The organism is Halocynthiibacter sp. C4 (genome assembly GCF_028823805.1).
Lineage (GTDB): Bacteria > Pseudomonadota > Alphaproteobacteria > Rhodobacterales > Rhodobacteraceae > Falsihalocynthiibacter > Falsihalocynthiibacter halioticoli.
Map to the genome: position 1 here is coordinate 914,673 of NZ_JAPEIE010000002.1, position 13,940 is coordinate 928,612.

The window sequence follows — 13,940 nt, forward strand, 5'->3', positions numbered from 1 at the left end:
CCCTGCCGCAAAAATCAGTGTAAACCCACTTGACGCCCAAAGCGGACGGGCCTAAACACCCCCACGGTTTGGCGGAGTAGCTCAGGTGGTTAGAGCAGCGGAATCATAATCCGCGTGTCGGGGGTTCAAGTCCCTCCTCCGCTACCAAATCCCAAAAGTTTGAATGCATCGGCTCCGCACTCTGGCGGCTTTTGCCGCGCTGCTATGTCACCGCTTCCATTTCACAGTATTTCGCGATGTTCCAAACTTCGCGCGTCAGAGCATCTTCGAGCGCAGCAACCGCATCAAATACATCAACATAGCGCAGGTAGCACGGCGCGAAGCCGAAGCGCATTACATCAGGCGCGCGGAAATCGCCAACCACGCCTTTCTCGATCATCGCTTTGACAACAGGGTAGCCATTCTCAAACGCATATGAAACTTGGCTGCCACGGATCGCATCCTCGCGTGGCGAAATCGGACGCATCACGTTGCAAATCTCTGATTGCGCCACGAGGTCCATGAACAAGCCAGTAAGCTTCTGGCTCTTGGCGCGGGCGTCTTTGATGTCAAACGTGTCAAACACATCCAGCGCGGTCTCAACTCCGGTCATCGACAAAATCGGCTGTGTTCCACAAAGGAAACGCCGAATGCCGCTTGTGGGGCGATATGCTGTTTCGAACGCGAATGGCGCCGCGTGGCCCCACCACCCCGAAAGCGGCTGAGTCGTTCTTTCTTGATGACGCGTCGCCACATAGATATAGGCGGGCGCTCCTGGGCCTGCATTGAGGTATTTGTACGTGCACCCCACGGCGAAATCTGCGCCGATCCGGTCAAGCTCCATTGGTATGACACCCGCAGAGTGGCACAGGTCCCAGATCACCATCGCACCAGCGTCGTGGGCGAGCTTTGTAATCCGCTCCATATCATGCAGCGCACCGGTTTTGTAATCCACGTTCGACAGAAGAACAGCGGCGACATCGCCATCGATCAACTCGGCAATATCATCGCCATCACGGCCCAACAGCCGCGAGGAATACGCATTCCCCTGCCCCGCTAACGCGCCCTCGATCATATAAAGGTCAGTCGGAAAGCTCGCAGTCTCCGAAACGATCACCTTGCGATCCGGCCGAGCTGCCATAGCTGCGTGCAGCGCTTTATAAATGTTGATTGAGGTGGAATCACAAACGACGATCTGCCCTTCCGCTGCGCCGATCAACCGCCCGAGCCGATCGCCAAGCCGTTCGGGCATCGTGAACCATTCAGCTTTTCCCCAGCTTCGGATCAAATCAACACCCCACTCTTGCTCAACAGCCTTCGCAATCCGTGCCGGAGCCGCCTTTGGCAATGCGCCAAGCGAGTTGCCATCGAGATAAATCTCTCCCTCTGGCAGGGTAAACAAATCACGTACGGCCGCCATTGGGTCTGTGGCGTCCATTTTCTCACAATCGCTACGGGTAATCATGTGCGTCTCCTGATCTCGCTATTGCAGACCTTCATAAATCTTATAAAATTTCTTGCAAGAGGAAATATTTTATAAGATATTCGCCGCAAACAGGAGACTTGCCCCATGAGTCTGTCAAACGCAGATCGTGTTTACCAAGAGATCAGACAGCAAATTCTTCGCGGAACATTGCCCGCCGGAATGCCTCTGCGCGCAGCGACTCTAGCGCGCGAGAACGGTTGGGGACTCACTCCGATCCGTGAAGCGCTCACGCGGTTACAGGCCGAGCGCCTCGTACAGATGGCGCATAACAGCGGGTTCGCAGTTGCCGCGATGTCCGACGAGGGTCTCACCGATCTGAGCCAAAGCCGCCTTTTGATCGAAAGCGAACTACTCACCAAGTCCATTGAAACGGGCGGCGAGGAGTGGGAAGGGCGCATCGTTGCCGCCTTCTACCAGTTCCAACGTATTGAAACCCCAAATCTGAGGACCGATGACGCCGAATTCACCAATTGGGAGACCCGCCACGCCGCATTTCATGCCGCGCTTTTGTCGGGCTGCGCATCAGACTGGCTTCACCATCTCAACGCCCAACTCGGCGCACACCTTCAGATGTATCAACGCAATATCATGAGCGGCCTCCGCCAGATTGCGGAAACCGCGCCCGAAATTGCCGACAAGGTAAACGGCTTGCTCACTGAAGCCACGGGCGTTGCGGACCACGAGACCCTGATGACATCCGTGCTTGACCGCGATACGACTGCAGCCCTCCCAGCGCTCGCACAACACTCCCAAAAATCCATGGAATGCTACACCGAGATGCAAAAACTCCTTGTGCAGCACCCAAGCAAGAAGAAAGCCCGCGCATGAGCAAGCCACCGAAAAAAGACCGTATCCTTGAGCGTGGCGTTGAAGAAACGCTCGTTACCGACTTCAGCGAGAAGAAGCGCAGCAGCTATGGCGATTTTCTAAATCTCGACACGCTTTTGAACATTCAGGACACGTTTCAAGACCCTGCGCAGCCCGATGAATTGCTCTTTGTGATCATTCACCAAGCAAGCGAACTGTGGCTCAAACTGATGCACCACCAGATCGTTGTAATGCGCGATCACCTGCGCAACGACCGTTTTGGCCCTGCGATCAAGAACGTGGCGCGGATAAAGTCCATTCAGAAGCAACTCATCGCCTCTTGGGAAACTCTGCTTACGATGACGCCTTCGGATTACATGCTGTTCCGTGACGCGCTTGGCAACAGCTCCGGCTTTCAAAGCTATGGCTATCGCCGCATTGAGTTCATCCTCGGCAACAAAGATCGCGCGACCATGGGCGTTCACAAACACGATGCCGCCGTGACCGAAATGCTGGAGCGCGAAATTCGTGAGCCATCGGTCTATGACGAAGTTATCCGCCTGCTCGCGCGGCAGGGATTTGAGGTTCCTGAAGAATTGTTAGAACGCGATTTTAGTGAACCTTATGGTGGTGACGCGCGGATCGTGGCGATCTGGAAAGAAGTATACCTCAACACCGACGATCACTGGGATCTCTATTGCCTTGCTGAAGCGCTGATGGACATCGAGACTTTATTCCAACGCTGGCGGTTTGATCATGCTTCCGCCGTAGAGCGGGTGATCGGGATGCAGCACGGAACGGGCGGCTCGTCTGGGGTGGCTTTCCTCAAGCGCGCGTTAAACCTGCGCTTTTTCCATGATCTTTATGATGTTCGGTCGGAGTTGTTTTACCCGAAGGATCAAACACCCAAATAGCGGTCTGTGATTTCAGGGGTTAGTGCATTTGGCGCGCCGTTCCACACGGTTTCGCCCCGCGCCATGACCACGATTTTATCCGCCACAGCAGAGATTTCCTTAAGCGTTTTATCGACGATCAAAAACGATAGCCCGGACTCGCGCTTGAGGGTCGAGATTGCGTTCCAGATGTCTTGCCGCACCAATGGGGCCAGCCCTTCGGTGGCCTCATCAAGCACCATCAATCTCGGGTTTGTCATCAACGCGCGGCCAATCGCCAACATTTGTTGTTCACCGCCCGAAAGCGACCCCGCGGATTGTTTGCACCGCTCAAGCAGGCGTGGGAAAATTTCACCAACGCGCGCGATATCCCAATGCCCTTTACGAGCCGCAGCCAACAGGTTTTCTTCAACCGATAGCGAGCGGAAACACCGCCGCCCTTCTGGTACGAGCCCGATCCCAAGTCGCGCGGCCTTGTGAGACGGCAAGGCACGAAGGTCCTTCCCATCAAAAGCAATCTCACCGCCCGCAGCGGGCAACATTTGAAGGATCACCTTAATCGTCGTGCTCTTGCCCATGCCGTTGCGGCCCATCAAGGCAACAAGCGCGCCTTGCTCCACATCAAGATCGACACATGAAAGTGCCTGTGACTGGCCATAAAACGCACTTACATTCCGCAGTGACAAAAGGCTCATGCATCCTCTCCTAAATAAGCCTCGCGCACGGCGGCATCCGCACGGATTTCATCGACTGTCCCTGTTGCAATCACCTTGCCATAGACCAAAACGCTTATGCGGTCCGCGAGCGCAAAAACCGCATCCATATCGTGTTCCACCAGCAGGATCGGCGCGTCATGGCGCAACTCGCTTAGGATTGGCGTTAGGTCTTTGGTCCCGCTTGCACCAAGCCCCGCCATTGGTTCGTCCATCACGAAGAGCTTGGGTTGCAAGGTAAGCGCGACGGCGATTTCAAGCTGGCGGCGCTGGCCGTGGCTTAGGTCGGCGGTGCGTTTATCCGCGAACTTCAGCATATCCACGCGCGCAAGAGCTTCCTCTGCACGCGCAACAAGCGCAGCGTCTTTTAACACCGGCCTAAAAAACCGAAACGGCGCGCCATGACCGCCAAGCGCCCCTAATACTGCGTTTTGTAAAACGGTATCTTCCATCGCAAGTGACGAAATCTGGAAGGTTCGGCCAAGCCCCATGCGCGCACACTCGGCAACGGATAACGGGGTGACGTTCTGGCCATCAAACCAAATCTCCCCCGTGTCAGGACGAAGCGCGCCGCAGATTTGTTGGATCAACGTCGATTTACCAGCACCGTTCGGACCGATCAGAGCGTGAATTTCACCAGACCGCACATCAAGCGTAATGTCGTTTGATGCCCGAAGAGCGCCAAAGCGTTTCGAAAGGCCGTGCACAGAGAGAAGCGGATCAGACATTGGCTTTCCTCCATGAACACAACAGGCCGATCACCCCGCCACGCGCAAACAGCACGACCAAGAGCAGAAGCGCTCCGAGGTAGATATGCCAGTAATCCGAAACACCGCCGAGCAGATGTTCGAGCGTGATAAAGATCGCAGCGCCAACCACAGGCCCAAACAACCGTGCCACGCCACCAAGAATTACAAAAACCATGATCTCGCCACTGGTTTGCCACGAGAACATGGTCGGGCTAACGAAACGGTTAAGATCGGCAAAGAGCGCGCCAGCCAGCCCTGTTATCATGCCCGAGATCACGAACCCAACAAGCCGGATACGAAATGGAGCAATGCCCACAGCTTCGACTCGCGTGGCCTGTTGGCGCGTCGCATTGAGCGCAAGCCCAAATGGCGAACGCACCAGAGCAGCGGAAAACCCGAGCGCCAACCCCAGCACCGTAAAACAAATCAAAAAGAACTGGATCGGGTCGAGCGTATTTAGCCCAGGGAAGGAATTGCGCACATAGATCGGCAAGCCATCCTCGCCACCATAGGCGGGCCAACTAACGGTGAAATAGAAAAACATCTGGCCGAAAGCGAGCGTAATCATAATGAAGTAAACGCCAGAGGTTCGAAGCGACAAGAACCCGATCACGAGCGCAGCAAGACCTGACATCAGTAGAGCCGCAAGCCATATCACCGGCATTGATTTCGTCCCTTCAATTAGGAACGGCCACTCCATAAGGGGGCTATAATCCTGCGCGTGGCTGGCGAGAATACCCATTGCATAGCCGCCGATCCCGAAGAACACAGCATGACCAAGGCTCACCATCCCTCCCAATCCAAGCGCAATGTTCAGCCCAACTCCAGCCAACGCCAGAATGGCAATCCGTGTGGCGAGGGTAATGATAAAGGGCGCATCCGCGACCCACGCCCAAAGTGGAACCGCCAGCAAAACAGCAATTACTATGGCGTTGATATAGGCTTCGCGGCTCATGTTGATGCTCCGTAAAGGCCGGTTGGTTTAACCACAAGGATCAGCGCCATCAGGATATAAATCGCCATTGTCGCAAGCGCGGTTCCGGTTGCTGTCGCGGCTGCATTGTCCATGAACAACTTGAAGAACGAAGGCAGCAAAACCCCGCCAAGCGTATCGGTCAGCCCGACGAGAATAGAGCCGACAAGCGCGCCCTTGATAGAGCCAATTCCCCCGATCACGATCACCACAAAAGCAAGGATCAAAACAGGCTCCCCCATTCCCACCTGCACCGATTGGATCGCGCCGACGAGTGCGCCGGCAAATCCTGCGAGCGCCGCACCGAGGGCGAAAACGATCGTATAAAGACGCGAAATATCGATGCCGAGCGCGGCGATCATCTCACGGTCATTCTCGCCAGCGCGGATTTGAATTCCGAGGCGCGTTTTGTTGATTAACAAGAACAGCCCCAGCGCCACAGCAAGGCCAATGCCGATCAAAACTAAACGGTAAAGCGAATACTGGATACCACCTGGCAGCGTAACGGGGCCGGATAGAGCCTCTGGAATGTTGAGGAACAGCGGGAAAGACCCGAAAATCCAACGCGTCCCTTCAGAGAAGATCAGAATAAGCGCGAAGGTTGCCAGAACCTGATCGAGATGGTCACGATTATAGAGCCTTCGGATCACCACAACCTCAACGATTGCACCCGCCGCCGCTGCCGCAGCCAAGCTGGCCATAAGCGCGAGGAAGAAAGACCCCGTCGCCGCTGCAACCGCGGCCGCAGCGAAGGCCCCGACCATGTAAAGAGATCCATGCGCAAGATTGATGAGGCCCATGACCCCGAAAACGAGCGTTAGCCCTGCAGCCGTCAAAAACAGCATGACGCCAAATTGCAACCCGTTCAAAATCTGCTCTATCAACAGGATAGCGCTCACATACCCCTCCACGACGTGTTTTACGCTTTGTGACGCCCGCGCCTGCGGAAATCCAGAGGGCAAGATCGGCAACAGCGCAACTGCATGAAAACGGCCACAGTTCGGCGCGGCAATTTCGCGCTTGAACCACCCGCCTTTCTCCTGTTCAGTTTCGGCAACCTCGGCCCATTGGAGTTCCCCATGTCGCAAAAGCTCAACACCCCCGAAAACGCCCGCGCACGTTTGGCCAAACCGGAATGGTCGGATCTGTTTCTTCTAGAGGATCAGCTAGAGGAAGAAGAGCTCTTGATCCGTGACACAGCCCATGCGTTTTGTCAGGATCGCCTCGCTTCACGGGTGTTGATGGCCAACCGCAACGAAACTTTCGACCGTGAGATCTTCAACGAGATGGGAGAACTCGGCTTGCTTGGCTCTACCATTCCCGAAGAATTCGGCGGTGTAGATGCAAGCTATACCTCTTACGGGCTCGTCGCGCGCGAGGTTGAGCGCGTTGACTCGGGCTATCGCTCGGCCATGTCGGTGCAATCGAGCCTCGTGATTCATCCTATCTTTGCATATGGCGCCGATGAGCAGCGCGCAAAATTCCTGCCAAAGCTAACAAGCGGCGAGTATGTTGGGTGCTTTGGATTGACGGAACCTGATGTCGGCTCTGATCCGGCGGGGATGCTCACACGCGCCAAGCCTGTCGATGGCGGGTATATGCTTTCGGGCGCCAAAAACTGGATCACCAACTCACCGATTGCCGATGTGTTCATCATCTGGGCCAAGTCCGACGCGCATGACGGAAAGATTAAGGGCTTCATCCTTGAGAAAGGCATGAAGGGTTTAAGCGCGCCAAAGATCGAAGGGAAATTCTCGCTCCGTGCATCTGTCACGGGAATGATCCATATGGACGAGGTGTTTGTACCCGAAGACAACCTCTTGCCCTATGCCGAAGGGCTTGCAGGGCCGTTTGGCTGTCTTAATCGTGCACGCTATGGCATTGCGTGGGGAGCGATGGGCGCGGCGGAATTCTGTTGGCATGCGGCGCGCGACTACACGCTCGAGCGCAAACAATTCGGCAAACCTCTCGCCGCCACACAACTTGTTCAGAAAAAGCTCGCCGATATGCAAACAGAGATTTCCCTTGGCCTCCAAGGTTGTTTGCGGATGGGGCGTTTGATGGACAGCGGTAAGGTCTCGTCTGATCTGATTAGCTTGATGAAGCGCAACAACTGCGGCAAGGCGCTCGACATTGCCCGAACCGCCCGCGATATGCACGGCGGTAATGGAGTGAGCGACGAATACGGCGTAATCCGGCACGTGATGAACCTTGAAGCGGTCAATACCTATGAAGGAACCCACGATATCCACGCCCTCATCCTCGGGCGCGGACAAACCGGGCTACAGGCTTTCCAATAATCGAGCCGCGGGCACAAAAAAGCCGGCGATACCGCCGGCCAAATTATCTCATGCAATTTGTCGTCTGTTAAAACATTCCTGAAAGAGCCCGGCCCCAAACGGGCCAGACTCTCCGGGAGGAACTAGAACCGAAGGCGCGTGCCGCCAAAGACTGCGACGCCATCGTAGTAATCTGTCGTTTCGCGATCGTATGTGAACTTTCGGGCAATGAACCAAAGCTGCTGATAACCAAGGTTTTGCACAACAGCAGCGCCGACCGAGCCGGAATTGTCGCCATCCTCTGAAATGCTATTGCCTGCATAATAATCAAGCGAGAAGGCCGTAGAGCCAATATCAAAGAAATCGGTTTCCCAACCAACCTTCGTGTATCCGTAGGTCCCTGTGAGGCCGTCCTCTGAGTTTGTACCCGCCGCAAGCGTAAGACTCAGGCCAGAGTCCAGATGAAGGCCGGAAATCGATCCTGAAAACACGTCGCGCTTGGTGTCTAGGTTGTGGCCATACCCGATTCCGCCATTGATCAGGTATCCATTGCGTTCTTGCGCATAGTAGCCCGCGATATCAATCAGGCCCTGTTTTTGACGGTCTGGATCATCGGAAAGGAGGTCTTGACCATAAGAAACGCCACCACGGAAGCCGTTGTATTCTGGTGTATCGTAACGCAACCTTACCCGCCGGCCGAGACCGTTGAAGTGATCAGTCGCTTCACCCACACTTTCGTCAGAGAGGATGCCATCTTTTTGGCGGAACAAACTCGCACCTGCGGAGTCAGCCGTCGCCGCACCGGCAATTGTGCCTGTTCCTGATACGTCTTGGCCAGCAATCCCATCCGAAGCCATCGAGCCTTGGCCAAGCCAAACGCGACCGTATTCATCATTGGAGAACCGTATTTCAATTTTCCGAATGTTCGCCTTGGTGATTTCGGTGCTGCCGCCATCTGGGTTGATTTGGCTCACGTTGGACGTGGACTTCGGATTGTACTGAAACTCCATGTTGCCCATTGTCGTCCATCCGGTGCTGCCGGCTTGGCCATTATAGAACACGCCGATCCGCGTGCTGGAGTTGTCATTATCTACGAGGCCATAGTTCGTGTTTACTTCGCCGTCGTCGAACGAGAGGATACCAACGTTAAGCTGTCCATATGCTTTCCAAGGGCTTTCAGTTTCCACCTCTTGCGCGACAACAGCGCCTGCACTGAGCGACAGCGAAAGGCCCGCTACGATATTGAAAATGAAGTCTTTGCGCTCTTTGGCAACGGGCATAAATAATTCTTTCGCTCTTATTTGGCATCTTCGAAACTAAAGCACTATTCACTCTTCGAATCTGTAAAAAGGCAGAACTAATAGCCCCATGTTATCCGTTTTTCGACGAATCGGATAGGCGTAGCTTTCAGTTCACATTAAAGTGAGAAAACACACAACTGATTAATAAATAACTCAAAAAACGCGCCTCACAGACGCCTCTAACCCTCTGTGACACAGTTGCAATAGCCAACAACCCTCTTGCAATTGCGAAAAATACCTTCTAGCCCATCGCTATCCGTCGGGGTGCCCATTGGGCTGAGAGGTGCTTGCACTGACCCGTCGAACCTGATCCGGACAATACCGGCGTAGGGAACGGGTAAGCACCGCGCAACATGCGCAATCTGTGCCGTTTTTCTTGCCGTAAGTCCCCGAAACGAGTGACTTTGATGCAAGACAAAACAACGCCCCCTATTGCTCTGACTATTGCAGGATCGGATTCCGGCGGCGGCGCGGGAATTCAAGCAGACCTCAAGGCTTTTTCGGCAAACGAGGTTTACGGAACGAGCGTCATTACCGCCGTCACTGCGCAGAACACTTGCGCCGTTACTGCGGTTCACGAGATTCCCGCAGATGTCGTTGCTGCACAAATTCGCGCGGTTCTGGATGACATGGACGTGGGCGCGATCAAGCTCGGAATGCTGTTCTCGCCCGAGATCATTCATGCCGTGGCCGATGCTCTTCGCGGCTTTGACGGGCCGCTTGTGGTTGATCCGGTGATGATCGCGAAATCCGGCGACAGGTTGTTGCAATCCGAAGCGCTGGCCGCGCTCAAGGAGCTACTCCTTCCGCGCGCGGATGTTCTTACGCCGAACCTACCTGAAGCGGCGGTGTTGCTCGGAACCGAAGAGGCCAACTGCCCCCAAGAGACTCTCGCACAGGCCGAAGCACTAACCAAACTGGGGCCAAAATCCGTTTTGCTGAAAGGTGGGCATGGCAAAGGTGAAATCTGTGAAGACATTCTACTTTCACCAACTGGCAACCAAACATTAGCCGCCGCACGCGTTCATACTCAAAACACCCACGGCACGGGGTGTACCTATGCCGCGACGATTGCGGCGAACCTCGCCAAGGGCCTCCCGCTCAACGATGCCGTGAAACAAGCGCATGGCTATCTTCAGAAAGCCATCCTTGCCGGCGCGGACTTGTCGATCGGCAAAGGTCACGGACCGGTTCATCACTTCGCTCAGGTTTGGGCGCAATGACGGAAGTTACAGTAATAGGCGCCGGAGTTGTTGGGCTCTGCGTTGCGCGGCAGCTTGTTGATCGAGGCGCAACTGTGCGCGTAATAGACAGCGGCGGTGAGGCAGGAGAGCAAAGCTGCTCTTGGTGGGCTGGCGGCATGCTGGCGCCATTTTGCGAGGGCGAAAGCGCTGAAGAGCCCGTTGTGCGGCACGGCGAGGAGGCCTTGGGGTGGTGGCAGGAGAAAACCAACGCCGTTGAAACTGGTGGCTCGCTCGTTGTCTCCGCGCAGCGTGATCGGGCAGATATGAAGCAATTCGCGCGCCGAACGAAAAACCACCGCACCTTGAACCGCGCTGAGATCGAAGCGATGGAACCGGAACTTCCCGACGGCATCCAGCAAGCGCTCTACTTTGAAACCGAAGCCAATCTTGCCCCGCGTGAGGCATTGTCAGCTTTGAAAACGGGCCTCGAGCGCGACGGCGTTAGCTTTGAAACGGGTTGGGCCGATCCAGAAGCTCTGGCGCGCGACGGGATGACCATTGATTGCCGTGGCCTCGCGGCCGCTAATGCCTTTCCGGATTTGCGCGGTGTCAAAGGCGAGATGCTGATCGTCCACGCGCCAGATGTGACCCTCAAACGCACCATCCGGTTATTGCACCCGCGCATCCCGATTTACGTCGTCCCGCGCGAAGGGAGTGAATACATGATCGGCGCCACGATGATCGAAAGCAAAGACAGCAACCGCGCCTCCGTGCGTTCGGTTCTGGAGCTGCTCAGCGCGGCCTATGCGCTCAATCCAGCGTTTGGCGAAGCGGAGATCGTTGAGATTGGTGTCGCCAGCCGCCCTGCCTTTCCCAACAACCTGCCGCGCATTACGCGAAACGGCAATCTTATCCGCGTGAACGGTCTTTATCGCCACGGATTCCTACTCTCGCCAGCGCTTGGCGGTATGGTGGCCGACCTCGTTTTCAACAAGAACACCCGACCGGAGTTTCTCTATGACTATTCTGATTAACGGCGAAGCCACGCCCTTTGATGGCGCAACGCTCGCTGATGCGCTCAATGCAAACGGATATGCCGACACGGTTGTTGCGACTGCGGTGAATGGAACGTTTGTCCCGGCGGAGGCGCGTTCTGACTTTGCGATCAAAGCAGGGGACCAAATCGAAGTTCTTGCGCCGATGCAGGGGGGCTAAGGATGCTATCGGTTTACGGAACAGAGCTTTCTTCGCGCCTTATGCTTGGCACGGCGCAATACCCCTCTCCGGCAATCCTTGCGGATGCTTTTGCAAAGAGCAACGCCGGGATCGCCACTGTCTCCCTGCGTCGTGAAAGCGGACAAGATCGCGCAGGACAGGATTTCTGGTCTCTGATACAGTCGCTCGGCGTTCAAATCCTGCCGAATACTGCTGGCTGTCATACGGTGAAAGAAGCCGTCACAACCGCCCATATGGCGCGTGAGGTGTTTGGAACCAAATGGATCAAGCTCGAAGTCATCGGCGAAGAAGACACACTACAACCTGATGTCTTCGGCCTTGTCGAAGCAGCGCGCATTCTATCTGAGGATGGGTTTCAGGTTTTTCCCTACACCACCGACGACCTTGTGGTTGCCGATCGCCTTCTTAACGCAGGATGCGCGGTTTTGATGCCGTGGGGAGCGCCGATCGGCTCTGGCCTTGGGTTAAACAACATCTTCGGATTGCGGGCCATGCGGGCACATTTTCCCGATGTGCCGTTGGTCATTGATGCGGGTCTTGGCCTTCCGTCACAGGCAGCGCAGGCGATGGAAATGGGATTTGACGCTGTCCTGCTGAATACAGCAGTTGCCAAAGCTGGCTCCCCTGCGGAGATGGCCCATGCCTTTGCCCTAGCGCTTGAGGCCGGACGCGCCGCTTACCTCGCCGACCCGATGGAACCACGTGACATGGCCGCGCCCTCAACCCCTGTTATTGGCAAGGCATTTCTCTCATGAGCATTCCTCGTTTTTATCCGATCTTCGATAGCTCTGACTGGATCGAACGGCTTGTTCCGCGCGGAATTAAGCTGGTTCAGCTGCGGATCAAAGACGCCGACACAAACCAAATCCGTGCTGAGATCCGGCAAGCGAAGAAAGTTTGCGCCGCTCATGGCTGCACGCTGGTTGTGAACGACTATTGGAAATTCGCCATAGAAGAAGGTTGTGACTTCATCCACCTCGGGCAAGAAGACCTTGATACTGCCGATGTACCTGCCATCCGCCGCGCGGGTCTTCGCCTTGGCCTAAGCACACACGACCGCGCCGAACTTGACCGCGCCTTGGCCCTGACACCTGATTATATCGCGCTTGGCCCAGTGTACCCGACCATTCTCAAGAAAATGAAATGGCACGCTCAAGGGCTTGAGCGACTAAGCAAATGGAAAACCCGTATCGGAGATTGCCCACTCGTCGCGATTGGCGGCATGACCGTTGATCGCGCAGCGGGCGCATTCGAAGCGCGGGCAGACTGCGTTTCAGTGGTTACTGACATTACGCTCAACGAAAACCCCGAAGCGCGCGTTGATCAGTGGCTCGCCGCCTGTGAGGCGAAAGGATGAGCCGTTACCAGCGCCAGATACAATTGCCAGAGATTGGCGCGGACGGTCAGGAGCAACTTGCCGCCGCGCATGCGGTGGTCATTGGTGCGGGCGGGCTTGGTGCGCCGGTGCTGCAATATCTCGTGGGCGCAGGGGTTGGCAAAATCACCGTGGTTGATGATGATCACATTGCTCAAAGCAATCTGCACCGCCAGACCCTATTCCGCGAAACAGACGTCGGGAAACCCAAGGCCCAAGCGGCCGCCGCAACCCTCGCTGGCCTTAACCCAGATTGCGAGATCATCGCCGTACAATGCGCGCTTTCCTGTGACAATGTTCAAACCCTGCTCCGCGATGCCACGGTTGTGTTGGACTGCGCCGATAGTTTCGCCGCGAGTTACATACTTTCTGACCATTGCTTTACTGAAGGGATTCCCCTGTTTTCCGCATCAGTCTTGGCATTCGCGGGGTACGCGGGCGGGTTTTGTGGCGGCACGCCGAGCCTGCGCGCCGTTTTTCCTGATCTTCCTACACAGGCCGCGAGCTGTGAATCCGCAGGCGTCCTTGGCCCTGTTGTGGGAATGATCGGCAGCCTTCAGGCGACTATGGCGCTGAACTACCTTCTCGGCCTTTCGCCCTCTCCGCTTGGTCAGTTGGTGCAATTTGATGCCAAAACCTACAGAACCTCTGGATTTCGCTTCGATGGCGCTCCCGAACCCGAAGGGCCAAAGCTCTGCTTCATCGCCCCCAGTATGATTGCGCCGGGTGACATGCTGGTCGACTTGCGTGGTGTCGAAGAGGCGCCCAACCTTTTTCACCCATCTGCGAAACGCATTTTGCCAGAGAACATCACGACAATACCGCACCCAATTGAAACGCGCGTCGTTCTTGCCTGCCGCTCAGGCCTGCGCGCGTGGCGTGCGGCCAAAACCCTACGCGAAAACGGGCATCAAAACCTCGCGCTTGTTGCCCTTGGAACCACAGACCCGAAAACGGAAAATTAA

General features: G+C 55.7%; 15 protein-coding genes, 1 tRNA gene and 1 riboswitch. Of the genes, 10 read left to right on the plus strand and 6 right to left on the minus strand.

The features are described 5' to 3' along the window. Positions 1 to 70 precede the first annotated feature (70 nt). Positions 71 to 147, plus strand: a tRNA-Met gene (locus OU789_RS11660). 55 nt (positions 148 to 202) lie between these two features. Here the strand turns inward: OU789_RS11660 and kynU are convergent. Beyond that, the gene (kynU, locus tag OU789_RS11665; protein ID WP_274655756.1) at positions 203 to 1,444 is read right to left on the minus strand and encodes a kynureninase; all 1,242 of its coding nucleotides are present in this window, start codon (positions 1,442 to 1,444) and stop codon (positions 203 to 205) included. A gap of 105 nt (positions 1,445 to 1,549) precedes the next feature. Here kynU and OU789_RS11670 point away from each other — a divergent pair, with 105 nt between their 5' ends. Both OU789_RS11670 and OU789_RS11675 read left to right on the plus strand, forming a co-directional pair. Next, positions 1,550 to 2,293 (plus strand): GntR family transcriptional regulator, encoded by a 744-nt coding sequence (locus tag OU789_RS11670; protein ID WP_274655757.1) that lies wholly within the window; start codon positions 1,550 to 1,552, stop codon positions 2,291 to 2,293. Next, a complete protein-coding gene (locus OU789_RS11675; RefSeq protein ID WP_274655758.1) occupies positions 2,290 to 3,186 on the plus strand; it encodes a tryptophan 2,3-dioxygenase in 897 nt (298 codons plus the stop codon). Before OU789_RS11670 ends, OU789_RS11675 begins: the two co-directional genes overlap by 4 nt. On the opposite strand, the gene OU789_RS11680 is transcribed toward OU789_RS11675, so the two are convergent. From OU789_RS11680 to OU789_RS11695, 4 genes are read right to left on the minus strand one after another with little or no spacing between them, the layout of a single operon-like run. Beyond that, positions 3,171 to 3,860, minus strand: a complete 690-nt coding sequence (locus tag OU789_RS11680) for an ABC transporter ATP-binding protein (RefSeq protein WP_274655759.1) — start codon at positions 3,858 to 3,860, stop codon at positions 3,171 to 3,173. The two genes, OU789_RS11675 and OU789_RS11680, sit on opposite strands and share 16 nt — an antisense overlap. Then, on the minus strand, positions 3,857 to 4,606 hold the full coding sequence (locus tag OU789_RS11685; RefSeq protein WP_274655760.1) for an ABC transporter ATP-binding protein: 750 nt from the start codon (positions 4,604 to 4,606) through the stop codon (positions 3,857 to 3,859). Before OU789_RS11685 ends, OU789_RS11680 begins: the two co-directional genes overlap by 4 nt. After that, positions 4,599 to 5,582 carry a branched-chain amino acid ABC transporter permease gene (locus tag OU789_RS11690; RefSeq protein WP_274655761.1) on the minus strand — a complete coding sequence of 328 codons (984 nt, stop codon included), beginning with the start codon at positions 5,580 to 5,582 and terminating at the stop codon, positions 4,599 to 4,601. Before OU789_RS11690 ends, OU789_RS11685 begins: the two co-directional genes overlap by 8 nt. Further along, positions 5,579 to 6,499, minus strand: coding sequence for a branched-chain amino acid ABC transporter permease (locus OU789_RS11695; RefSeq protein ID WP_274656039.1), 921 nt, complete (start codon positions 6,497 to 6,499; stop codon positions 5,579 to 5,581). The genes OU789_RS11690 and OU789_RS11695 overlap by 4 nt, the downstream gene beginning before the upstream one ends. Before the next feature lie 180 nt (positions 6,500 to 6,679). On the opposite strand from OU789_RS11695, the gene OU789_RS11700 reads away from it, so the two are divergent. After that, positions 6,680 to 7,900: an acyl-CoA dehydrogenase gene (locus OU789_RS11700; protein ID WP_274655762.1), complete on the plus strand. Its 1,221-nt coding sequence runs from the start codon at positions 6,680 to 6,682 to the stop codon at positions 7,898 to 7,900. Positions 7,901 to 8,022: 122 nt separating this feature from the next. Here OU789_RS11700 and OU789_RS11705 read toward each other — a convergent pair whose 3' ends face one another. Further along, positions 8,023 to 9,159: a hypothetical protein gene (locus OU789_RS11705; RefSeq protein WP_274655763.1), complete on the minus strand. Its 1,137-nt coding sequence runs from the start codon at positions 9,157 to 9,159 to the stop codon at positions 8,023 to 8,025. Between the two features lie 271 nt (positions 9,160 to 9,430). Next, positions 9,431 to 9,530: riboswitch (TPP riboswitch) on the plus strand. A gap of 57 nt (positions 9,531 to 9,587) precedes the next feature. Between OU789_RS11705 and thiD the strand changes: the two genes are divergently transcribed. The 6 genes from thiD to OU789_RS11735 are packed head-to-tail and all read left to right on the plus strand — an operon-like array spanning position 9,588 to position 13,940. Further along, a complete protein-coding gene (gene thiD / locus OU789_RS11710) occupies positions 9,588 to 10,403 on the plus strand; it encodes a bifunctional hydroxymethylpyrimidine kinase/phosphomethylpyrimidine kinase (protein ID WP_274655764.1) in 816 nt (271 codons plus the stop codon). Next, positions 10,400 to 11,398 (plus strand): FAD-dependent oxidoreductase, encoded by a 999-nt coding sequence (locus OU789_RS11715; protein ID WP_274655765.1) that lies wholly within the window; start codon positions 10,400 to 10,402, stop codon positions 11,396 to 11,398. Before thiD ends, OU789_RS11715 begins: the two co-directional genes overlap by 4 nt. Further along, positions 11,382 to 11,579, plus strand: coding sequence for a sulfur carrier protein ThiS (gene thiS / locus OU789_RS11720; protein ID WP_274655766.1), 198 nt, complete (start codon positions 11,382 to 11,384; stop codon positions 11,577 to 11,579). Before OU789_RS11715 ends, thiS begins: the two co-directional genes overlap by 17 nt. Positions 11,580 to 11,581: 2 nt before the next feature. Continuing rightward, positions 11,582 to 12,355: a thiazole synthase gene (locus tag OU789_RS11725; protein ID WP_274655767.1), complete on the plus strand. Its 774-nt coding sequence runs from the start codon at positions 11,582 to 11,584 to the stop codon at positions 12,353 to 12,355. Continuing rightward, the gene (locus OU789_RS11730; protein ID WP_274655768.1) at positions 12,352 to 12,957 is read left to right on the plus strand and encodes a thiamine phosphate synthase; all 606 of its coding nucleotides are present in this window, start codon (positions 12,352 to 12,354) and stop codon (positions 12,955 to 12,957) included. Before OU789_RS11725 ends, OU789_RS11730 begins: the two co-directional genes overlap by 4 nt. Then, positions 12,954 to 13,940, plus strand: a complete 987-nt coding sequence (locus OU789_RS11735) for a HesA/MoeB/ThiF family protein (protein ID WP_274655769.1) — start codon at positions 12,954 to 12,956, stop codon at positions 13,938 to 13,940. The genes OU789_RS11730 and OU789_RS11735 overlap by 4 nt, the downstream gene beginning before the upstream one ends.

Excerpts from the sequence above, each read along its gene's own strand:
- OU789_RS11680 (WP_274655759.1), bottom strand. The coding sequence starts at position 3,860 with ATGAGCCTTTTGTCACTGCGGAATGTAAGTGCGTTTTATGGCCAGTCA.
- OU789_RS11725 (WP_274655767.1), top strand. The coding sequence starts at position 11,582 with ATGCTATCGGTTTACGGAACAGAGCTTTCTTCGCGCCTTATGCTTGGC.
- OU789_RS11690 (WP_274655761.1), bottom strand. The coding sequence starts at position 5,582 with ATGAGCCGCGAAGCCTATATCAACGCCATAGTAATTGCTGTTTTGCTG.
- OU789_RS11670 (WP_274655757.1), top strand. The coding sequence starts at position 1,550 with ATGAGTCTGTCAAACGCAGATCGTGTTTACCAAGAGATCAGACAGCAA.
- kynU (WP_274655756.1), bottom strand. The coding sequence starts at position 1,444 with ATGATTACCCGTAGCGATTGTGAGAAAATGGACGCCACAGACCCAATG.
- OU789_RS11730 (WP_274655768.1), top strand. The coding sequence starts at position 12,352 with ATGAGCATTCCTCGTTTTTATCCGATCTTCGATAGCTCTGACTGGATC.
- OU789_RS11735 (WP_274655769.1), top strand. The coding sequence starts at position 12,954 with ATGAGCCGTTACCAGCGCCAGATACAATTGCCAGAGATTGGCGCGGAC.
- OU789_RS11700 (WP_274655762.1), top strand. The coding sequence starts at position 6,680 with ATGTCGCAAAAGCTCAACACCCCCGAAAACGCCCGCGCACGTTTGGCC.
- OU789_RS11715 (WP_274655765.1), top strand. The coding sequence starts at position 10,400 with ATGACGGAAGTTACAGTAATAGGCGCCGGAGTTGTTGGGCTCTGCGTT.
- thiS (WP_274655766.1), top strand. The coding sequence starts at position 11,382 with ATGACTATTCTGATTAACGGCGAAGCCACGCCCTTTGATGGCGCAACG.
- OU789_RS11685 (WP_274655760.1), bottom strand. The coding sequence starts at position 4,606 with ATGTCTGATCCGCTTCTCTCTGTGCACGGCCTTTCGAAACGCTTTGGC.
- OU789_RS11705 (WP_274655763.1), bottom strand. The coding sequence starts at position 9,159 with ATGCCCGTTGCCAAAGAGCGCAAAGACTTCATTTTCAATATCGTAGCG.
- thiD (WP_274655764.1), top strand. The coding sequence starts at position 9,588 with ATGCAAGACAAAACAACGCCCCCTATTGCTCTGACTATTGCAGGATCG.
- OU789_RS11675 (WP_274655758.1), top strand. The coding sequence starts at position 2,290 with ATGAGCAAGCCACCGAAAAAAGACCGTATCCTTGAGCGTGGCGTTGAA.